This is a genomic window from Leucothrix pacifica (assembly GCF_003172875.1).
GTDB lineage: Bacteria > Pseudomonadota > Gammaproteobacteria > Thiotrichales > Thiotrichaceae > Leucothrix > Leucothrix pacifica.
Genome location: NZ_QGKM01000079.1, coordinates 1 through 20,750 on the forward strand (window position 1 = coordinate 1; position 20,750 = coordinate 20,750).

The 20,750-nt window shown below is 47.3% G+C and carries 25 protein-coding genes and 1 riboswitch; of the genes, 9 read left to right on the top strand and 16 right to left on the bottom strand.

Annotation, left to right across the window (positions count from 1 at the left end; genetic code table 11):
• Window positions 1-966: V-type ATP synthase subunit I domain-containing protein (locus tag DKW60_RS23810; protein ID WP_181389810.1), on the top strand; the 966-nt coding region annotated here is incomplete at its 5' end.
• Between the two features lie 52 nt (window positions 967-1,018).
• Window positions 1,019-2,254 (top strand): ATP-binding protein, encoded by a 1,236-nt coding sequence (locus DKW60_RS19985; RefSeq protein WP_109839437.1) that lies wholly within the window; start codon window positions 1,019-1,021, stop codon window positions 2,252-2,254.
• Window positions 2,255-2,275: 21 nt separating this feature from the next.
• Here the strand turns inward: DKW60_RS19985 and DKW60_RS19990 are convergent, their stop codons facing one another.
• The gene (locus DKW60_RS19990) at window positions 2,276-3,226 is read right to left on the bottom strand and encodes an ornithine cyclodeaminase family protein (protein ID WP_109839438.1); all 951 of its coding nucleotides are present in this window, start codon (window positions 3,224-3,226) and stop codon (window positions 2,276-2,278) included.
• A gap of 119 nt (window positions 3,227-3,345) precedes the next feature.
• On the opposite strand from DKW60_RS19990, the gene hglS reads away from it, so the two are divergent.
• Complete coding sequence (hglS, locus tag DKW60_RS19995) at window positions 3,346-4,827, top strand: 2-oxoadipate dioxygenase/decarboxylase HglS (RefSeq protein WP_109839439.1); 1,482 nt, start codon at window positions 3,346-3,348, stop codon at window positions 4,825-4,827.
• A gap of 155 nt (window positions 4,828-4,982) precedes the next feature.
• Window positions 4,983-5,858 carry a 1-acyl-sn-glycerol-3-phosphate acyltransferase gene (locus DKW60_RS20000; RefSeq protein WP_109839479.1) on the top strand — a complete coding sequence of 292 codons (876 nt, stop codon included), beginning with the start codon at window positions 4,983-4,985 and terminating at the stop codon, window positions 5,856-5,858.
• 168 nt (window positions 5,859-6,026) lie between these two features.
• On the opposite strand, the gene DKW60_RS20005 is transcribed toward DKW60_RS20000, so the two are convergent.
• Together DKW60_RS20005 and DKW60_RS20010 are read right to left on the bottom strand one after the other, a co-directional pair.
• On the bottom strand, window positions 6,027-6,797 hold the full coding sequence (locus tag DKW60_RS20005) for a DUF1700 domain-containing protein (protein ID WP_109839440.1): 771 nt from the start codon (window positions 6,795-6,797) through the stop codon (window positions 6,027-6,029).
• Window positions 6,794-7,138, bottom strand: a complete 345-nt coding sequence (locus DKW60_RS20010) for a PadR family transcriptional regulator (RefSeq protein WP_181389811.1) — start codon at window positions 7,136-7,138, stop codon at window positions 6,794-6,796. Before DKW60_RS20010 ends, DKW60_RS20005 begins: the two co-directional genes overlap by 4 nt.
• A 223-nt stretch (window positions 7,139-7,361) precedes the next feature.
• Between DKW60_RS20010 and DKW60_RS20015 the strand changes: the two genes are divergently transcribed.
• The 3 genes from DKW60_RS20015 (at window position 7,362) to DKW60_RS20025 (ending at window position 8,312) form a co-directional block, all read left to right on the top strand.
• A complete protein-coding gene (locus tag DKW60_RS20015; RefSeq protein WP_109839442.1) occupies window positions 7,362-7,640 on the top strand; it encodes a hypothetical protein in 279 nt (92 codons plus the stop codon).
• A gap of 79 nt (window positions 7,641-7,719) precedes the next feature.
• Window positions 7,720-7,944: a hypothetical protein gene (locus tag DKW60_RS20020; protein ID WP_109839443.1), complete on the top strand. Its 225-nt coding sequence runs from the start codon at window positions 7,720-7,722 to the stop codon at window positions 7,942-7,944.
• Window positions 7,941-8,312, top strand: coding sequence for a type II toxin-antitoxin system VapC family toxin (locus DKW60_RS20025; protein WP_109839444.1), 372 nt, complete (start codon window positions 7,941-7,943; stop codon window positions 8,310-8,312). Before DKW60_RS20020 ends, DKW60_RS20025 begins: the two co-directional genes overlap by 4 nt.
• A gap of 38 nt (window positions 8,313-8,350) precedes the next feature.
• On the opposite strand, the gene DKW60_RS20030 is transcribed toward DKW60_RS20025, so the two are convergent.
• The 4 genes from DKW60_RS20030 to DKW60_RS20045 form a co-directional block, all read right to left on the bottom strand.
• A complete protein-coding gene (locus DKW60_RS20030; protein ID WP_109839445.1) occupies window positions 8,351-8,911 on the bottom strand; it encodes a hypothetical protein in 561 nt (186 codons plus the stop codon).
• Between the two features lie 101 nt (window positions 8,912-9,012).
• Entirely contained in the window at window positions 9,013-9,441 is a 429-nt protein-coding gene (gene tnpA / locus DKW60_RS20035; RefSeq protein ID WP_109837170.1) for an IS200/IS605 family transposase, read from the bottom strand.
• Window positions 9,381-10,850 (bottom strand): tetratricopeptide repeat protein, encoded by a 1,470-nt coding sequence (locus DKW60_RS20040; RefSeq protein WP_109839446.1) that lies wholly within the window; start codon window positions 10,848-10,850, stop codon window positions 9,381-9,383. Before DKW60_RS20040 ends, tnpA begins: the two co-directional genes overlap by 61 nt.
• Window positions 10,850-11,635, bottom strand: a complete 786-nt coding sequence (locus tag DKW60_RS20045; RefSeq protein WP_181389812.1) for an SEFIR domain-containing protein — start codon at window positions 11,633-11,635, stop codon at window positions 10,850-10,852. The genes DKW60_RS20040 and DKW60_RS20045 overlap by 1 nt, the downstream gene beginning before the upstream one ends.
• A 173-nt stretch (window positions 11,636-11,808) precedes the next feature.
• Between DKW60_RS20045 and DKW60_RS20050 the strand changes: the two genes are divergently transcribed.
• Both DKW60_RS20050 and DKW60_RS20055 read left to right on the top strand, forming a co-directional pair.
• Window positions 11,809-12,090, top strand: a complete 282-nt coding sequence (locus DKW60_RS20050; RefSeq protein WP_109839448.1) for a BrnT family toxin — start codon at window positions 11,809-11,811, stop codon at window positions 12,088-12,090.
• Window positions 12,050-12,376, top strand: a complete 327-nt coding sequence (locus tag DKW60_RS20055; protein WP_109839449.1) for a BrnA antitoxin family protein — start codon at window positions 12,050-12,052, stop codon at window positions 12,374-12,376. The genes DKW60_RS20050 and DKW60_RS20055 overlap by 41 nt, the downstream gene beginning before the upstream one ends.
• A gap of 11 nt (window positions 12,377-12,387) precedes the next feature.
• Here the strand turns inward: DKW60_RS20055 and DKW60_RS20060 are convergent, their stop codons facing one another.
• The 9 genes from DKW60_RS20060 to DKW60_RS20100 all read right to left on the bottom strand — a co-directional run bounded on the left by DKW60_RS20060 (window position 12,388) and on the right by DKW60_RS20100 (window position 20,374).
• Window positions 12,388-14,142 (bottom strand): ABC transporter ATP-binding protein, encoded by a 1,755-nt coding sequence (locus DKW60_RS20060; RefSeq protein WP_109839450.1) that lies wholly within the window; start codon window positions 14,140-14,142, stop codon window positions 12,388-12,390.
• Between the two features lie 111 nt (window positions 14,143-14,253).
• A complete protein-coding gene (locus DKW60_RS20065) occupies window positions 14,254-14,808 on the bottom strand; it encodes a DUF2058 domain-containing protein (protein ID WP_109839451.1) in 555 nt (184 codons plus the stop codon).
• Window positions 14,809-14,879: 71 nt separating this feature from the next.
• Window positions 14,880-15,341 (bottom strand): GNAT family N-acetyltransferase, encoded by a 462-nt coding sequence (locus DKW60_RS20070; protein WP_109839452.1) that lies wholly within the window; start codon window positions 15,339-15,341, stop codon window positions 14,880-14,882.
• A 55-nt stretch (window positions 15,342-15,396) separates the two neighbouring features.
• Window positions 15,397-16,782: an MFS transporter gene (locus tag DKW60_RS20075; protein ID WP_109839453.1), complete on the bottom strand. Its 1,386-nt coding sequence runs from the start codon at window positions 16,780-16,782 to the stop codon at window positions 15,397-15,399.
• 100 nt (window positions 16,783-16,882) lie between these two features.
• Window positions 16,883-17,536 (bottom strand): energy-coupling factor ABC transporter ATP-binding protein, encoded by a 654-nt coding sequence (locus DKW60_RS20080; RefSeq protein WP_109839454.1) that lies wholly within the window; start codon window positions 17,534-17,536, stop codon window positions 16,883-16,885.
• Window positions 17,533-18,321: a cobalt ECF transporter T component CbiQ gene (gene cbiQ / locus DKW60_RS20085; protein WP_109839455.1), complete on the bottom strand. Its 789-nt coding sequence runs from the start codon at window positions 18,319-18,321 to the stop codon at window positions 17,533-17,535. Before cbiQ ends, DKW60_RS20080 begins: the two co-directional genes overlap by 4 nt.
• Window positions 18,321-18,950 (bottom strand): hypothetical protein, encoded by a 630-nt coding sequence (locus DKW60_RS20090; protein ID WP_109839456.1) that lies wholly within the window; start codon window positions 18,948-18,950, stop codon window positions 18,321-18,323. Before DKW60_RS20090 ends, cbiQ begins: the two co-directional genes overlap by 1 nt.
• A gap of 2 nt (window positions 18,951-18,952) precedes the next feature.
• Window positions 18,953-19,561, bottom strand: a complete 609-nt coding sequence (gene cbiM / locus DKW60_RS20095; RefSeq protein ID WP_109839457.1) for a cobalt transporter CbiM — start codon at window positions 19,559-19,561, stop codon at window positions 18,953-18,955.
• Window positions 19,562-19,564: 3 nt separating this feature from the next.
• Window positions 19,565-20,374, bottom strand: a complete 810-nt coding sequence (locus tag DKW60_RS20100; protein ID WP_219988854.1) for a DUF4198 domain-containing protein — start codon at window positions 20,372-20,374, stop codon at window positions 19,565-19,567.
• Window positions 20,375-20,485: 111 nt separating this feature from the next.
• Window positions 20,486-20,640, bottom strand: a riboswitch (cobalamin riboswitch).
• Between the last annotated feature and the right edge of the window lie 110 nt (window positions 20,641-20,750).

The following is a 20,750-nucleotide window of genomic DNA, read 5'->3' on the forward strand; positions in this document are numbered from 1 at the left end:
GTTTTTTGTCGTGTACAGAGCGAGCACATATTTAACGAAGCTCATGGTCAACGGAGAAAAGAGAAGGTAATTAGCAAGCGAGCTCTAGAAGAATGCAAAGATTCTTTAAAAGATATACCGAATGAAGATGTTGACTCGGAGAAGCTTAAAGAGCAAAGGTTACTAGCTATTCGAAGGCTAGAAGAAATCTTTGAATATCATATATCTAATGACCTCAGAGATGAAGATTATATTAATGCAATGAGTGAGATAGAAAAGAAAGAGCTCATTCAACATTGCAAACAGTACTCGACACTAGGAGGTATAAGCTTTGACCTAGAAAGGCCATACTTCCTATCGACTCTATTTATCTACTTTGGTATGACTGGAGATGCTAAAGAACAATGTGAAAAGGTCATAGAGATATTTAATGAACTATCAGATGAAGAAAAGAAAGAAAAAGCCATCTATGCTCTAAAGAGCCGTTTTCTGATAGCAGTCAAAATAAATCCTCCCCCAGACAGGTCTGACTTGAGAGAGTGCTTCTATATTGCCAGGCATACACCTTCAGTTTCACAAGGCTTCACACACGTAATTGGCTGTATATTAGAACTGGTTAATACTCTCTTCAAGAATCAGTATGAAGAGGGGTATATTGATGAGGAAACTCTAAACGACTTTTATGCTCATTTTGAATTTATTCTGGCCCCATTACCTGAAGGGCATAGCTTAAAAAACGCTGTTCAACTCAGCTACATTGAGAAACAGACTTTGCTGACAGATAAGTATAGCCAATACTCTAAGCATGACTTAATAAGCGAAATTAATGCCTTAAAGAGAGAACACAATAAATCCCAACCTCGTGTATTCGAATCAAAGTGGGTTGAACCCGAAGCAAGTCGAACATCTTTCATTGATATCATCAACAATATAAAAAAGAAAATTAAACGTTGGCTACCACTACAAAGAAGCACTAGAGAGCCTTAAAATAAGTACTTACGCCCTTTACACCAGACAATTCCAAGCGTAGAGTTTGGATATGTCTGGTGTAAAACGAAATCTCGAACAAAAAATCAATCGCCTGCTGACGCTATTCCCAGTTGTCATGCTCATTGGTGCACGCCAAACCGGTAAAACAACGTTGAGTAAAATGCTACGTCCTGACTGGAAGTACATTGATCTCGAAAACGCGTCTGACTTTGACTTTATCACTCGTGACTATGACTTCTTTTTTAGCGAGTATCCGCAACACCTAATCATTGATGAAGCGCAAGAAGACCCGGCGCTATTTCGTCATTTACGAGGTGTGGTCGATGCTGATCGCAACAATAAGGGGCGTTTTATACTAACCGGCTCAAGCTCACCTGACTTACTGGAGCAAGCTAGCGAAACCCTTGCAGGGCGTATTGCGATCGTTGAGATCGGTACGTTAAAAATGAATGAGATCGCAGAGCAACCGCTGCCCTCTTTCTACGAGTTATTTCAGCAGCCAATCACAGATGATTCAATCCAACAGCTCAAGCAATTAACGCCTGCTGTAGAAGACACGCTGCCCTACTTTCTGAAAGGTGGTTATCCTGAGCCGGTTCAGAGTGACGATAACTTTGGCTATAACGTGTGGATGGAGAACTATTACCAGACCTATATTAATCGTGATGTCAGGCGTTTGTTTCCACGCCTGGACAGTATTCGTTACCGTCGTTTTATTAATACGCTGGCCTCGCTATCTGGCACGATTATCAATAAAGCCCAGCTTGGTCGCTCGATTGATGTCTCTGAAACGACCATACGTGACTATTTGGAAATAGCGGATAAAACGCATGTTTGGCGCACGATACCGTCTTATGAAAACAATAAGAGTAAGTCCGCACTTAAAATGCCAAAAGGTATTTTGCGAGATAGTGGCTTTACGCATTATTTAGCGGGTATCGACACACGAGAAGCAATGCTGCGCTCTCCTCAAGTGGGTCATAACTTTGAGTCTTTTGTGATTGAAGAAATCATCAAAGGCATTCAGGCAACCGAGGTCACGCGATGGGACTATTACTACTTTAGAACCAAAAATGGCGCTGAGGTTGATCTGGTTTTAGAGGGTAAATTTGGTCTACTGCCTATTGAGATTAAATTCGGGCATCAAACCAAGGTCAAGCTACTGACGTCATTGCAGCAGTTTGTGAAGCTGCATGAGCTACCATTGGGTATCGTCATCAACAATAGCAACGACGTTAAAATGCTAACCGAGAGTATTATTCAAATACCAGCGGGGTGCCTGTAATCACTTTGCACTTCCTACGGCTTAGCTTGATTTTCCGCCGCTAACTCCCCGCTCAATCGCCGCCTCATAAACCAAACTAGCCAGCGCCAGATCCCCCAACGGCACAGCACGAAACACAAATGCAGTCCGCTCTTTAACAGCCTCACGCCCCTTAAACTCATCTTTTAGCAAACCATTCAAGTCCCCCATCACCAAACTCGGTTCAACCAACGGTTTAGGCATCGCTGCTTCCTGCTGCAAATCATCCACCACAATACGATCAAACGTCGACATACTCTCAGGCTTCCACGGCATCGCCAGATCAACCGAGGAAACAAACGCGCCCTCCTTCAACCAATTCGCATCAATGAACGGCTCGACCTCTATGGTTAATGGAATGGAAGAAACCACCAGATCAGCCCCTTCCACAACCGCCTCGGCACTGTCACAATCCACCGCTTTGAGCCCCATTGATTCAGCTTTTGCCATCAACGCCTGACGGTTTTTCAGACCGCGCCCCAGCAAGCGAACCTCAGTCAGCGGGAACATTTCACTGAATAAATCCAAATGACTAACCGCCTGAACCCCGCACCCTACAAATGCCAGAACAGATGAATCCGGATTTGCCATACGTCTGGCAGCCAGCGCACTTGCCGCAGCCGTTCGAATTCCGGTAATCCAGTTTCCATCCATCACCGCCAACGGCAAACCCGTTTGGCTATTTAATAAAGTGATCGTGCCATTGATAGTATCGAGCCCTTGCTCAGCATTTTTCTGGTTCACCACCAACGCTTTCACCGCCATGTACGGGGGATTATTAGTGGCGGATATTGTCGCCATCATATAGCGCTGATCTTCCGTACTAATTGCCGCCTTGGGCGCAGAAAACACATTCCCCTGCCCTTGCTCACTCATTAACTGCCCTAACTTGTCGATAATTTGCGTAGAGGTCAGCCCCAGCGTCAGGATTTTTTCTTTAGAGAGATAAAGCATGGACAAGCTCCTTAATGGCAGTCAATTTATACAATCATCATACCGTAGAAATTGCCTTTATTTGCACTAAAGAGTGCGGTCTAATAGCGGCATCGCTTCACTAAATTTGAGCATCCATTATGAGCAGCCAAGACTTCATTTCTCCCGATATTATTCGCGCAAGCTTCTCGCAGGTGATGTCAGCCATGTATCGTGACGAAGTGCCGCTTTATGGTGACTTGATTAGTTTGGTCGCGACGGTCAATGCGCAGATCATTGAGCAAAACCAGCAGGGTGCGGGAGCATTAAACCAACTCGCCCGCAGCGGCTCATTAGAAAGCCTCAGTGAAGAGCGACACGGTGCGATCAGACTTGGAACCGCCGAAGAACTCAACACCATGCGACGCTTATTTGCTGTGATGGGCATGTATCCGGTGGATTACTATGATCTGACGGTTGCCGGGATTCCGGTGCACTCCACCGCGTTTCGTCCGGTGAGCGCGCAGTCACTTGAAGCGAATCCATTCCGTGTGTTTACCTCTTTACTGCGCCTTGACTTAATTGAAGATGAAGCCTTGCGAGAACAGGCAGAAGCCATTTTAGCGCGCCGGAAAATCTTTACGGACAAAGCCTTAGAGCTGATAAATACGCACGAACAACGAGGTGGTTTAAGCAGCGAAGAAGCTGAGTTGTTTGTGAAAGAAGCGCTGGAAACCTTCCGCTGGCACGAGCAAGCTTTGGTCGATAAAGACACCTACGAAGCACTGCGCACTAGTCATGCACTGACGGCCGACATCGTCTCGTTTAAAGGCCCGCACATAAACCACCTGACACCACGCACGCTGGATATTGATGCGGCACAAACAAAAATGGTGGAATCCGGCATGGCGGCCAAAGCCATTATCGAAGGGCCACCCGCACGAAAGCACGCCATTTTATTACGCCAAACCAGTTTTAAAGCGCTGGAAGAAGCCGTCGTATTTCAACAAAACCAAGCAGATAGCGATACGCCAGATACCAACAACGCAGCCGACGACACAAGCTCAAACGCAGGCAGCCACACCGCCCGCTTTGGCGAAATAGAACAACGCGGCATGGCGTTAACCCCAAAAGGTCGCGAGCTTTATGATCAATTACTGGCTGAAGTACGCAAACAAGCGCCCAAGCCAGAGTCTGACCCTGAACACTACCGCCAAACGCTACAAACTGTATTCGCTGACTTTCCGGATGATTTAGAAACCCTGCGCCGCGATGAGCTGGCTTATTTCGAATATCGCCTGACCTCCAATATGCCGCAGACTTCACTGGAGCTCCTGCAAACCATGCTGCAACAAAATGCAGACTTTAAAGACGCTCTGGAACAAGGCAAGCCCTCCACCGAGCTCGACGGTTTAATTGCGTTGGACTTAATGAGCGCCAAGCCACTGACTTACGAAGACTTTTTACCGGTCAGTGCAGCGGGTATTTTCCAGTCTAATTTAGGCGATGAAGCCGCTGAGACCTTCTCACAAGCCAGCAATCAGGAGGCTTTTGAACAGGCACTGGGTAGCTCTGTTATTAATGCCTTCGACTGGTATCAACAAATTCAATCCGACTCCTTAAAGGCGTTATTGACTATTTGAAGCACGTTATTGATCAGCACAGCAACTTGCCTCTCATTACACTTGCCAACCCAACACAGAACCCAGTCAAACCCCACAATATAAAGCAGTCATCCGCGGGCAAGCTGTGTTGTGTTAGTATGCGCTCTCAAATTAAACAGCCACGGGCAGATTGCATGGCAAACCAAGCATTACAAATTCGGGACAAAACCATCTTTGATGGCATTATCGGGAAATACCTTTTCAAATACTTCTTTAAAGCGGCCTTCAAAATTACCGGTTGGAAAACCACCAACACGGTATCAAAAGGCGCTGGCATCACCATTGCTGCACCCCACACTTCCAACTGGGACTTTTTCTACGCACTGGGCGCAGCGATTATCCTCGATAAAAAAATCTACTTCTCCATTAAAGACAACTGGTGCAAAGTGCCGGTGGTGGGGTCATTCATCATGTGGTTGGGCGCGATACCCATCAACCGTTCCAGCGGTGGCAAGGGTCAGGTTGAACTGATTAAAAACTTCGTCGAGCGCCATCGTGACCGTGACATCTTCTTCTTATTCACACCAGAAGGCACACGCGGCAAAACGGATAAATGGAAAACCGGCTTTTACCATGTCGCCGAAGACACTGGCTTACCCATCTTCCTCGCCAAAGTTGATTACCAACTCAAAGAGTCCGGCGTGTTCCATAGTTATCAGATCACGGGTGATAAAGAAGACGATATCCGCGCCATTCAGGAGTCTTACAAAAGCATTTACGGCAAACACATTAAGGATCAGTTTCCTGAATATGCTGGGCCTATGCCTGAGATTTCGGCTGAAGATGCGGCCATTATGAAAGCGGTATACTCCTTTAAAGGCTTAGCCACGCAAATGGATATCGCCTCCAAATTAAAGCTGAGCAAACTGTCTACGGGCATGTTGGACTTCTTAACGGAGAAAGGCATTTTAGAGCGCTCAGATAATGGTAGCGACGAACCGACTTACCGCCTCACTTTTGTTGGCAAAGGCTATTTGCTGCACTTGGTTCCGGTGTTGGAAGCGGTTTAATTAAGCTAACACGCCTTAGCAGCTAACCCGAAAGTAAGAATAAAAATGGCAGACTTCCGGCGACGGAGCCTGCCGTTTCTTTGTTTAGCGATTTCGCGCAGCATACAACTTCTTAAACTGCACTGTCGCATTCACGGTCATTCAATATTTAAGGAATTTACCCGCGACTTACTTACTTTCATACTTCACAATCATCGACTCATGCGCCTTAATAGTGATGGTGTGTTGCGCATCATCCTGAGACTGCAAGCCAGTAAACCGGCTACGGCTGCTCTCAACGTCATAACGATACTTTTCACCATTCTCAGCCACCTTCAGGCTAACTTGCTCGATGTTGATATTCAGCTCAGCTTGTGGGCGTACGACTACTATCTGCGACTGATCCGCATTCAAAGTCAGCGCAGTTTTCGGCAGGTAGATCAGACATTTAGAATGACGAAGCTTCATCACACCATCATCACCCAATGTCGGTTGCTCACTCGCTTCACAACTCCAACGCACCGACGTCGCATCGTGCCAATAAAACACGGCTGAAGCCTGATCCATGTTGACGGTCAGCGGCGCATCCCAGTCTTTTGAAATCCACATCACATCCGTGCTGGTTAACTCCGCAGCGTTTTCATCCGCATAGTTAAAGTCATCCCCTGACATGACCCAAATAAACAGGGCGATCGCTGCAATCAAAGCCACCACCGTAATACCAACCCAGGCGATCACCTTCTTACCGATGCCCAGAATTTTTTTACTCACCGGCTTGGCAATAATCTCACCCTCAAGGTATTGACTGGCCAATTCCTCCGGCGAACCAAACCGCTCACTTAAAGGGGTTCCGGACTCCGCTGCATGACTTTGAATCTCCTGAATAATATCGTTTCGTGATTGCTTATCCAGACCTGACAACGCCTTCTTTAACTCGCTAATATATTGATTATTCGTCATTTTAAATCCCTCAGCTTATCCAGCGCCTGCTGGTTATTTTGAAAAGTATCGAGCATGCTCGGTAGCAACTCCGCACCGTCATCACTTAATTGATAATGACGCCGCGGATGCCCTCCTTCTGATGGCGTCACCCAGTGCGACGTCAACCAGCCATTTTTAAACATCCTGTTGAGTAATGGGTACAAGGTTCCTTCGTTAATCGGCAACCCCGCCTGTTCCAGGGTTTGTAGTATTTCAAAGCCGTAAGACGACTCCTTCTGTTTTAAGACCGTCAGCACACAAAGCTCTAAATACCCTTTGCGTAACTGCGCAAGCCATTTTTGGTAGGTCGTGTTTTCCATAATTTTATACTCGCCTAATACTATGCATAACATAGTAATTATTTGCAGCTATCCCTGCCAGACTTAACACCGGCAAGACCTGTGAGTGCGCTTTCACTAGTTTTATTATAATCACAGAATACTATGCAATGCAAAGTATTATTGTTTTTTAGTTTTATGCCGATAGAGTTTCCCCGGTAACTCCCGTAAAATACCAATAACCCCAAACCAAAGAGTCCGCGCTATGTTTATTTTTTCTGTCACTGCCAAAGCAAAAGACGCCATCGACGGCTTTGAGAAAGGCGCATCAGCCCCGTTTATCGTGTATGTGGACTTTCAGGACTTGGTAGGCGCGGAATATTTAGCGCGCTTTTATGTGACTAAAGAAGGCTTTTTTGATGTGGTGGTTGATAAGCGCCGCCAGTTAAAACGGGATAAAGTGGCGAAGTTTGCTCAGAAAAATAAGCAGGTTAAAGAAGCGCTTACAACGGGGTATGCGATTCAGTTGTTTGATCAGGATTAGGTGTTTTGTATTCTCAATGGTAGACGCCTCCACCATGATGTATAATAGTGATGTATAGATCGATTACTTGAGGCGCACCATGCACAGAACACAAATTTACTTCGATGAGCCTTTATTCTCAGCGATTAAACAACAAGCATCCCGTTTAAATGTCAGTGTTTCTGCCTATATCAGAGAAACATTGAAAAAGGAAATATCACGACAGCAAGTAAAGCCTGAGCCGATAGATTTCAATGAATTTGCAGGCATGTGGGAAGGACGCGATATTTCTCAGGAAAGCCTGAGAGAGAAAGCCTGGAAATGATTATTCTGGATACTAATGTGCTGATTGAAGTGTTAAAAAATAATACTGATACAATCAGCACACTCTCTGAACTGCAAGCACCGATGTTTGTGTCAATCATCACTTCAATGGAATTGTTTTATGGTGCCCGCGACAAACAAGAAGTGAAAATGCTGGAGCGATTTCTAGGAAAGTTTGAACAGCTACCTATTGACGAGAGTATTTCTTACTGTGCGCTCGACCTAGTACAGCAGTATGCCAAAAGCCACACATTAGACATCCCCGACAGTTTGATTGCAGCCTCAGCATTGATGAATCAGGCAAGTTTATTTACTTACAATACTAAGGATTTTCGATTTATTCCCGAAATAACACTTGTTGAATACTGAAGCTTTGAAGGGACTTGTGATCCCTTGTAGGATGCCTGCTACTTGATGGCATCTTCCAAAAAGGGAATCCACTGTTGTGTTCTGTGATCGAGGCGGTTTTCGCTGTGCAGGCGGTTGAGGATGGCAAGTGCATCGGTGAGTAGGGTTTTGGACTTTTCGGGTTGTACGGTGGATAGATTGTAGTAAATCACCACCAGATCCGTTTGCCACTGCACCATCTCGGGATTGAGTTCCGCCAGTGTCTTGGCGATGGCTAGGCCATCCTCATAGGCCTTCAGAGCTTTGAGGCCGTCACCGTTGGCCTTATGCATATCGCCTACCTTGTTATGACTCACGGAAAGGTCGCGCTGCCATTGGGTGTGCTTCGGGTCGAGTTCCGCCAGTGCCTTGCGAATCGCCAGCGATTCCTCATAGGCCTTCAGAGCTTTGAGGCCGTCACCGTTGGCCTTATGCATATCGCCTACCTTGTTATGACTCACGGAAAGGTCACGCTGCCATTCGGTGTGCTTCGGGTCGAGTTCCGCCAACTCAATATTTGTCTTCAGCACCTCCTCATATGCCTCAAGAGCGCCCTGTAAATTGCCGTTTATTACCTGCATATCCGCCACTAAACTTTGGGAAATAACTCAACAACCACCAGCTAAAGCAGGTGGGTTAGCATAAAGGACTGAAAGTCCGGATACGGGTCAAGTAGACCCGTCTAATCTTCCGTTTTAAAATTATCGTCTCCTTTAGGCTCGAAGTGATGCTCAAGATACTCCTTAATCATTTCTTCCGTTAAATCACCAGAGGTTACACAAAAATAGCCTCGAGCCCAAAAGTGCCGTCCCCAAAAGCGCCTTTTTAAGTCGGGGAAGGACTCAAATAGTTTGGCTGAGCTCCGTCCTTTAATTCGCCGCATGATTTCACTGGGAGCCATTGTGGGTGGTGCTGAAACGAGTAAGTGAACATGATCCTTACTCACAACCCCTTTCAGAATTTCTATCTCAAAGACCTCGCATGTCTGACGCACTAATTCACGAACTCTGATTCCCACATCACCTGTAAGTACTTGGTAACGATATTTTGTTACAAAAACAAAATGATACTGTATTTTGAAAACTGTGTGGCTGCCATACCGATACTCCATCTTAGCCTCTCCGCTGTAAACTTAGCTGAAAGGAAAAGTATCGCAGATAAATCTGACCGTCTAAAGACGGTGGTTTTAACCTTGAAGAGGACTAATAAATCCCGTTTCCAGCCGGTGTGCTTCGGGTCGAGTTCCGCCAGTGTCTTGCGAATCGCCAGCGATTCCTCATAGGCCTTCAGAGCTTTGAGGCCGTCACCGTTGGCCTTATGCATATCGCCTACTCGCTCAAAGCTCACCGACAGGTCGCGCTGCCATTCCGTGTGCTTCGGGTCGAGTTCCGCCAGTGTCTTGGCGATGGCTAGGCCATCCTCATACGCCTTCAGCGCCGACACTCCGTCACCGTTCGCCTTATGCATATCGCCGACCTTGTTATGACTCACCGACAGGTCTCGCTGCCATTGGGTGTGCTTCGGGTCGAGTTCCGCCAGTGCCTTGGCGATGGCTAGGCCATCCTCATACGCCTTCAGCGCCGACACTCCGTCACCGTTCGCCTTATGCATATCGCCGACCTTGTTATGACTCACCGACAGGTCGCGCTGCCATTCCGTGTTTTCTGGTTCAGTTTCAACGAGTTTCTGGGTGAGCTTCATTGACTGTTGATAACGGTCTAATGCAATGCGGTTTTCACCCTGACTTCTTAGCAAATCCCCCTCATCATTTAGAGCCGAAAGCAACCATTTTGTATCAGATTCAGGATTAAGCTGTTTTTGTAAACTACGAGCTGCTTCCAACGCTAACTGAGTTTTCCCAAGTTTTTTAGCAACGAAAGTAACTTGCCGCCATGCTTGACGGTTTCCTTCATCAATCTCAACCGCTTCCTGATAAAGCGGTAATGCTTTACTTAAATTATTCGCACTCTCCCAGCGCTCACCCGCGATAAATGCCTCGTGGGATAACGCTCTATTTTCCTCGGCAAGTTGCGCTTCTAGTGCCTGAAGTCGGGCTTTTTGTTCAGCACGTTTTTCCGTCAATTTTTTACGGAAATACTTTTCCCGTAACTGTGCCGCGAACTCCATGTCGAAGCGCTTTAATGCATCACGCTCAGCAATTAACAACGCGTCTTCAGGGTTGAGCTTCAAGTCTTCGGTATTTTCAGCGAGTGCTTTCTTCTGATCAGCCTCTAATTTCGCAATTTTTTCTTTGAGAAGCTGGATGTGGTCATTTTGGTTCCCAATGGTCTCTTCAATACTACCAATGAGTTTATCAATCGCTTCCTGCGGAATACCCGGACAATTCGCCGTTACATTTCCAGCGACCTTGCCGGTTACAATGATGGCGCAGTCACCCTCTGCTCTATTATCATCCGCCAAACTAAAAGCGAGCTGAGGAATCAGTAGTAAACTAAAGCCTATCGCAACGGAAGCTGTTCTTATTTGACGATCCAATAATTCGTTCCCTGAGCTAGCCATTAATTTGTCTCTCCCTCATCACAATTAACTGAAACACTTCCACCCACAGACCCGGTAATCACACTTCCACACTTGCCAGTAACGGTGTTATCCGATGGATTTAACAACGCAAACAACCCCGTAATAATCGCCGCCAATAAAGCCGCACCGGCTCCAATGTAAGCGGCTTTCATAGTCTCCGACATCCCCTTTCCTGCTGTTACCTGAGCACTCTCGTTAGTGTTTGAAACACCCTGAGCACCGGACGTATCCGCACCCGAGGTTTTATCTTTCATTGGCGTACGCTCGGCTTCCGACAACGCCACAAGCTCCCCAATCTCCAGCGCAGGCGTCGCATGCTGCCCCGTCAATACCCGATACAAGGCCGTATAATCCGTCGGCAAGGTATACGTGCTATAGCCTTTAAGCGGTAATGGCACATACTCCAGACCACCCCCTTGAGGAATTACCGGAATGAATTTGGTATTGCGGTAGTAAGCATCGTACAAGGTTTGCGAAATCACCACGCCTTCAAAATTCACCCCACGCCCGCCGTCCGGATCTTGGCCTCGATAGCGTTGCAGGTATTTTTCAGTACAGACTAGTAAGACGAAGTCGGCGTCTTCGACCTGCGTTTCCATCCAGCGCTGCCAGCCTTCCGGTGGAAAGCCGTTGATGTATTGGTCAATCTGGCAATCCAAACCGTCCTTTCGTAGCTGATCTGCAATAGAGCACACGAAGGTTTTATGCGCTTCTGAGTCATGGCTGTAGCTAATGAAAACCAAAGGTGTTTTGGAGTCAGACATAGGAATCATGCAAATGGCTGGGGAATATCAGCCAGTATGCCAAAAGATGAGGATTAAATCAGCATTTAAAAATGCACAGAATATACAAATGCCTGTTCGTCGGTTTACCGTTTATTCATCTACAATAGTACGATATTGTGTTAGCATATTTGTATTAACACCTGAGTACATACATGCTTTTCGAATGGGATGAGAATAAAAGTATTTCTAACCGGCAAAAACATCGGATTAGCTTTGAAACAGCCCAATTCGTGTTCTATGACAGCAACCGGATTGAGTCGTATGACGGAAGGGATCAGTTAAATGAGGATCGGTGGACTACTGTCGGTCTTGTCGATAACAACACGCTTTATGTTGTCTACACTGTAAGAGGTGAGGATGACATAATCCGAATTATTTCAGCGAGAAAAGCCAATGCCAAAGAAGAACGCGCATATCGTCAGGCACAATTTTGACCCTGACAATCCTCCAGCACTTAGCGCGGAGCAAAAGGAGGAATTAAACGCTTTATCTAAAATGAAAGATGAAGACATCGATTACAGTGACATCCCACCAATGGATGACAATAAGCAATGGTATAAGGCGGCAGAACAACCTGCGCTCTACCGCCCTGTCAAAAAGCCAACAACCATCAGGCTGGATGCTGATGTATTAGAATGGCTTAAGTCAAAGGGAAAGGGTTACCAAACCAGAATCAACGCTATTTTGCGTGAGGCTATGTTGGATGAGATCAAGCGCTGATTAGTCAGCGCTCAATCCCCAATAAACTCCCCACTCTGATGCTGCCACATCTCAAAATAACGACCACGCTTTTCCAGCAACTCCGCATGTGTCCCCTGCTCAATAATCTGCCCATGATCCAGCACAATAATCCGATCCATGCGCAATATGGTGGAGAGGCGATGTGCAATCACTATCGCGGTTTTGTCTTCAATCAGTTTAAACAGCGCCTGTTGAATGGCTTGCTCGGTAATCGAGTCCAGCGCGCTGGTGGCTTCATCCAGCACCACGACTTTTGCGCCGTCCAAAAAGGCGCGGGCAATCGCCACACGCTGCTTTTCACCACCGGATAATTTCACGCCGCGCTCGCCTACCAGTGTGTCGAGTTTATCCGGCATTGCCTCAACAAACTCACGCGCACCGGCTTTCTCCAGCACCTCGTAAACCGCTTCATCACTAATGTCTTTGCCGAGCGTGATATTGTCGCGAATACTGCGGTGAAACAGCTCTGGTTGCTGTGGAATCAGGGAAATCTGTGAACGCAATGAGCTCAGTGTAAACTGCTTTACATCGTGATCATCAATGCGAACCGTACCGGATTGTGGCTCGATAAAGCGAAATAGCAATTTGGTCAGTGACGTTTTACCCGAACCGGAGTGCCCGACCAAAGCCACTTTTTCACCGGCTTTGATGTCCAGATTAAAGCTCTCAAACAAACCCGCCGACGGCCCGATGGCGCCGGAGTAATTGAAATTGAGTTGCTCAAAGCGGATATGACCATCGTTAATAGGGTGCGCTGCAGTACCGGGTTGATCCTGATCCAACGCCGTTTTGCGAAACACTTCAGCCATTTCACTGGCATCCGCCACGGCAGTAAAAAAGCGCTGGAAGTTGCGGCCAAAGTCCCACAAACCATGAATCAGCTTGATCAACACTGCCTGAAACAGTACGAATACCCCAATCTCAAACAGACCGGATTCCCATTTATCGATCATCAGATAAATCAGAATAATCTCGATGGAAAAAGCCAGAATGCCCTGCACCGCAAATGAGATAAACATCAGAATCCAAGCGGTACGTCGCCTGCGGAAGGTCTCGTCGGCGTAGTCACTCACGGTCTGCTTTTCTTCACGCTCCAGCGCAAAACTTTTCACGATAAAAATATTGCTGATGCTATCGGAAAACGCCCCACCGATTTTAGAATCCCACTCCGCGACCCGCTTATCAAACTTGAGCTTCCAGATAGAGAAAAACACGCTCCAGCTGATAAAAATCACCGCCCACACCAAGAAATACATGGCAAACTCAGGCTGTTGAAACCAGAAAATCACAAACGCCAGCGTGATGGACAACACATTGCTAAACAACTGAAACACAAACCAGTCGATAATGGTCTCGTAAGACTTCACAAACCGCCCCGACTGCTTGACGATACTGCCGGAAAAATTCCCCTCAAAATAACTGTAACGCTGCCTGAGAATCACCTCAAAACAACGCTTATCCAACAACGCCATGCCCCCTGCTTCCAGTGGAATCACCGAAAACTCAACCAATCGCCAACACAACCAAATAGCAATAAAGACACCCGCCAACCACATGAGATTCTGAATCAACATCTCACGGATATCCGGCGTAAACGGCTGCGCCAAACCATTAGCGATATTTTTGTAGATAAGCGGGGCCATGATATCCAGCCCAATCGCACCCGAAATACCGAGCAGCATAAGAAACGCGGGGAATCGTTTTAGCCAGATGATCCGGCCATATTCACGTAGAAGAATGTCCATCAGGACATGGTAGTACTAACCTTGAGTAAATGTAAGAGTGAAATCCGCACTCCACCAACGCCAAACAGGGGTCTCCGATATTAACGTTAATATCGGAGACCCCAACAACCATCACCACATGAGGTCGTCAGGAATCTGGTAATCCGCATAAGGATCATCTTCCACCGTATCATCATCGTTCGCTAGTGGATCATTCAACAGCACAATGTAATCCGCATCCCGCTCTTTAATTTTCACCGCTGCCTCAGCCGGAATCAGGTGATAAGCATTATTCAATCGCGCAATCGCAATACGTCCACGAGCAATCAAATCATGATTCTTCGCCGTCACGTAGATGGTTTTTACTTTATTGAAATCGGTAAAGTTATAAACCGGTAAGTCATCCCCTTTTCCTTTGAAGATGCTATTCATTTCAATGATTTGCTTGATCTGCGCAGCAATCGCCTTCTGCTCAACTTCTTTCTGGCGTTGTTCGTTCAGCTCCTGACTCTTGCGGCGTTGTTCTTCTCGCGCCTGCTCAGCGAGTTTCGCTGCTTCGTTTTCCAGCTCAACTTTATTTTTACGGTTTTGTTTTTCCGCTTTACGCTTTTTAGCTTTGATATTTTTTGCGTCTTGGTCTTTGATCAAGCCCGCGCCGAGCAGCTGATCTTGTAGTGAGCCTGCCATGTGTATCTCCCGAAATTCTTTGGCTAATTGCTGATTCTGAATATTCTAGCAGAACTCAGTTGAATTGATCACTACAACGATTTTTCCATCGCAAAATTAGTAATCATCTGATCCGCTCTGGCCACTTGATTTTCACTCACCACCGAGAAGCCTTTCCCCTCAAAAAACGGCTTTGCCACATGTGAGGCGTCAACACGTAATTGCGCCAAGCCCTTATCTCTGGCAACGCTTTCCAAATGTTCGTACAACGTCGACCCCACACCTTGTCGCTGATGATCAGGGTGAGTATACATGCAGTCGATATAGCCATCCGGATCAAGCTCAATAAAGCCCAGTAACTGCTGATCCTGCATCGCCAGAAACGGCCTTTTAAACATCAAACGTCCCGCCCAAGCCTCATAGTTTCTGGGTAGCGGCGCCCATGCATGTTTTTGTGCCTCGGTGTAAACGGAAGTATCAATCGCGTGTATGGACTCGTAAAACACATCGGTAATGGCTTTGTTGTAATCTGATTTGTAATTTTGAATGTGCATGGGTTTCCCGTTGTGAGTATTTTGGTCTTTGCTTGTTTAGTGCTTCAATTTTTGATCAGTGTCTGGGCCAATGCGCGTGGTGTTCATCAATCACAAAGCGATGGGAGTGTTGAATTTCGTGGTGATGGTGGGGGTGGATGTGCGGCTCTTCCCCTTCCCAACCTTCATGTTCGTGCTGATGGTGTTCATCGTGATAATGCGGATGCTGGTGATCCATCTCCTCATGCCAATGTTTGAGTGCTTCGACGTCTTTCACCGGCCAACGCCATACCGCCAGCAATACACCCAACAAGCCGACCAGCCCCAAGCCAATGGCAGCAATATTCGTTCCCAAGTTCCCCCACCACCCAGCCAGAGGATAACAGATCAGCCACATCAGGTGAGACAGTGCGAAGTTTGCAGAAAAATAAGCACTACGGTCAGCTTTGCGACATGAACGCGTCACCAGACGTCCCGAAGTCGTGAGCACTAATGATGAGGCAAATCCGATTATCGCCCAGAGTATTGCAAGGCTTATTACATCGGGCTTAGTCAATGCGAGCGGTACTAACGGCAGCAGCATAATCACACCGGCAATCAGTACCAAATTACGATCATTGAAATGGTTTTCCAGTAGCCACGGGGTAAGTCTGGCAGCGATCATCGCGCCCAAACCTGAGGCTGCCATCACCCACACGGTAGCTTGTTCGCTCAGCCCTAACTCACCCTGTACATAAGCCACCGTATTAATAATCACCATCGCGCCAGTGGCGGCCACCACCAAATGCAAGGCCAACAAACCCTGCAATCGTGGTGTTTGCAAATAAGCATTCAGACCAAACGAAATATTGTGCCAAATTCCACCGGTACGCTCGCCCACTACCATTGCAGGAAATACTGTCAGCGATAGCAAGATGGCAGAGACGACAAAGCTCAGCGCATTTAATAAAAATAAGGCATGAAAGCTCATGACAAATAAGGCTATTCCGGCTAAGGCTGGACTAAGCACACGCTCCATTTCATAAGCTAATCGCGAGTAAGATAATGCGCGGGTGTAAACTGCTTCGTCCGGCAATACATCTGGCAGCACCGCCTGAAAGACTGGTGTAAATCCAGCGGATAGAACATTGATGAGGAAAATCAGCAGATACAACAGACGAACGTCTTCAACCCAAAACAGGCACAGCACCAATACAGCCCGCCCAATATCCAAGCCGATTAACCACGATTGGCGCGGCAGGCGATGCACTAAACCACCAAAGATCGGCGCGAAGATTACCGAGGCCAATACCCGGGATGCCCACACAAAACCAAGCACAATGGCAGCGTGAACTCCCATGAGTTCGAACGCCAGCAAAGCCAGAGCAACTTGCGTCAAGCCACTGCCGATCAGTGAGGTGATTTGCGCTGCAAATAAGCGTCTGAAGGTGGTGTTTTCAAAAGGAGAGACTGCTTTTTTCATGGGCTACTATCCTTATTGTTTATTGGTTTTATGCCTCAGTTTGCTGGCTGCATGCGCTGTGGCGTTAACTGAGCAAATGGCAACGAGCCAAAATGACAGCCTAAAGATCTAAGACCTTACCTCGTTCCAAGCGCGTGCGACGTGTCACCAGCGCATCCAGAAAGGTCGACTCATGAGAGATAATAATCATCGCTTGCGGTAATGATTGCAATACTTCGATCAGCCGCAACCTGGCCGCTTTATCCAGAGCATTGGATGGTTCATCTAACAATAACACTTCCGGTTTCATAGCCAGCACCGAGGCCAATGTAATCAGGCGCTTTTCCCCGCCAGATAATTGATGCGTCACGCGATCTTCAAAGCCTGCCATACCTAAGCAATCCAGCACCTCGATAGAGATTTGCCGCGCTTCATCCGGTGACTTGCCCTGATTCAACGGGCCAAAGGCGACATCTTCCAGCACTGTCGGACAAAACAGCTGATCGTCCGGGTCTTGAAATAAGAAGCCAGCCTTAGCGCGCACTTCGATAAAATCGGTCTCGACTTTGCGTTCCCTGCCAAAGGCAAACACACCGCCTGATTTTGGTTTATTCAGCCCAACCAGAATATTCAGCAAGGTGGTTTTACCCGCACCATTACCGCCTTCCAGTGATATTTTTTCTCCTGCAAACAAGCTCATATCCACCTGATCCAGCACCATGCCGCGCACCGGATAACTGTATGAAACCTGATCCATTCTGATTAAAGCAGTCATGCAACATAAGCTCCTGAAGCAATGGCAAACACGGCGAATGACGCCATTGATAACAGCAAGATAGTATCGCGCTGCTGCCACTGCATCGTATCGAACAAATACAATTTACCGCAGTAACCCCGACATTTCATGGCATCAAAAATGCGCTCGGAACGCTCCAGACTACGCACCAATAACATACCCACCAGATAGCCAAACGAGCGCCATGTGTGAAGGTTGTTTTTGGGCACGAAGGCTCGTGCTTTCATGGCTTTGCGCATGCGCTTGTACTCGCGGCTAATAACGTCGAGATAGCGCACGGTGAAAAGTAATAGGTGGACAAGTTTTTCCGGCACTTTGAGGCGTGCCAGCGTGTGCCCTAACGTACTGGCTTCCAGCGTTCCTACCAATGATAGCAATGTCAGCACCACAGCATTGGCCTTCAGAGCAATACCAATCGCGTGAATAAAACCTTGTTTACTGGCGGCAAATCCAAACACATGAAACAGGGCATCACCACTCATGGTAAAGGGCAACATAAGCACCATTACCACGATAAACATATCCATCGCAATCATACGGCGCAAGGTACGTCGGAAGTTTAAAGAGGCTGACAGCGCAAAGGCAAAGGCCATTAATAAACCTAAAAAAGGCAGCCACAAGGTTTTACTAAACACCACGGTTAAAGCAAAAATGACGGTAGCTAATACCCGAGCACGCGGATCAAATTGATCGACAATGCTTTGCTTGTGCTCTACTTGCTGACCGCGCCATGAGGTCATGCTGTGTTCGAGAAATTGTGGCATTAGTCGTCCTTCACATTACGCTTGGAAGCCATCCATGCAGCGACTCCGAATAAGCCAAAGATAAAGCCTAAACCACCGGCAATATCACGAAACATCACTTTCTCTTTATAAGCGCGTAGTTCTTTTTGTAGTGGGCGAACTTGCTGAGCGACTGCGCTGCGAATCATGGATTGTAATTCGCTGGCGGAAATAGCGGAGGCTATAGCGACATTGTTCTGTGGTGCTGTTTTTTCGCTTATTTCACCTTTAGCTTCAACATTATTTGATTCAGCAACGGCATCACCCGATAACTCATCGGCCTCAATCACCATTTCAGCAATATGCCCCGAGCTAAGGTTAGCTTTGAACAAGTGTTTCTGCACAGTCTCAGCCTGATACACAAACGCGCCATCATCCGTCAGTACCGTCTCACCCAGCTTATCGCCCGCTTCATTCAGTACCTGAACAACAACACCAGCCTCAGCCATGACACCATTAGAAAAACCGATCTCACCCTCGATGGTCATGCCATCTGCGTAAACGCCGGACACCACATTGTGAGCCAATGGATTCGTACTGACCGTTAGGCCAAGCACGAGCAACAATGAGGAAATAACTATGCGATTGATAGATTGATATTGGAATATCATCACTAACGCTCCGCATGACTAAAGAAGTCAGGCTTTACACGTACTAATAAATACACCGTGGCAGCGGTAACCAGTGCTTCAACGACAAGCACAGGAATATGACTCAGCAACGCCAACTTAGCGGCTGGTATAAACGCATCACCACTCAGTGCCAGTGATACTCCCACCATGACGGCGGTTAGCGCAATAGAACCGGCTCCGGCAATACCGCCCAGTATTGCAGCTCGTTTAGGGGGACTATTGACGATTAACTGGCGCAGCAGTAAGCCCATCAATACCGCTGGCAACGCAATATTCACCGTGTTCACACCCAGCACAATTAACCCACCATAGCCAAAAAACGCTGCCTGAAGTAATAGCGCAATGAATAAGGCCGGAAATGCTGTCCAGCCCAAGGCCAGACCAATTAAACCATTCAGAATCAAATGCAAACTGGAGGGGCCGACTGGCACGTGGATCAGTGAAGCAATAAAGAAGGTCGCACTCAACATGCCGATTTGCGGAATACGATCCAGATCCATTCGCTTCAGACCGTAGGCAATACCTGCTACGGCAAGCACTGCGCCGCCGATAACCACCGAATCTGATAGTGCACCGTCAACGATATGCATGCTTTACCTCAGCTTTTTCAGTTGGTGAGCCTGAATCCATAGCACGGCATCCTGTGATAAGTCTTTGCCCTTGTGCTCGGTGTTAGCACCGACACCTAAGGCGGCAAATCCCCAATAACCTTCGTGAGGAACACCAAAGAAGAAACGCCCGTTATCGTCAGTCACGACGGTCATAATATTCAGGTTGTCAGCAGGATACTCAACATAGGGCAACTCCCCGAATCCACCACCTGTTTCATTCACATCGTAATTGAGAAATTCCACCTCGACTTCGGCACCTGACACAGGTTTTCCTTCGGCTAACACAACCGCACTAAACAGACCTCCTGCGTAGACTGCATAGGGACGTTGGTCGGGAACAATTTCTGCTGTCAGCCCCAGTGGTTCGTTCCACGTCGTCGGCAGCCCACCCACATTCACAATGGTCTTCGTGAATTGCTGTATGTAAGTGTCTTCACTGGTTTCTAAATAAGGCTCTGGAGTCAGACTAAATACATAATCACCCAGGCCACGCAGTTTTGTCTGCGCGTGATACGCAGCAGACTGGTTTTCAGTGCCTTGCCAGGTCAACGGCGTCACCTTATCGGTCAGGTCGGTTTGTTTACCTTTGTGGTGCACACTCAAAGAAACCGGCTTACCCATATCCATCATCGGGCCACCGTGAGAAGGGTGTGTGAATGGCATTTTTAAGGTGATGTTGCCACCTTTTGCCCGCATATAGTCATCAATGTGCAGCATTTGAAAATGAGCAGAAGCGCTTTGACTGGCCAGCATACCGGTCATTAGTCCTGCCAGTAATGGTCGTAAATTCAATGGTAAAGTCTCCTTGTGCACGCGGTTCATCCACATGCAGTTATCAAGAAGGTGGTAAAGAGGGGATTGCGGATACTGAGGTAAACGCACGGTGTGGCCCTCCGCAACACCTGTCGGTCAACTTGATTGGCTGGTTTCGGACTCATAAACCACTCATCGATCTATTTACCGTTGCGGGGGCAGTGTTGGAATTGTGAAACGCACCAACTTCCCATTTACCTGACAGTCATCACTCTGCTGCCAGCACCGATCAATACAGCGATTATAGGTGAGGCTTTCTGATAGTGTCAATTGAATAGTTTGCTTGCATCAACATTGCCCGACTATCTGAAGCACTTAGCTGGCAGCTGAATATTCATGATTTGTACAGTTTTCT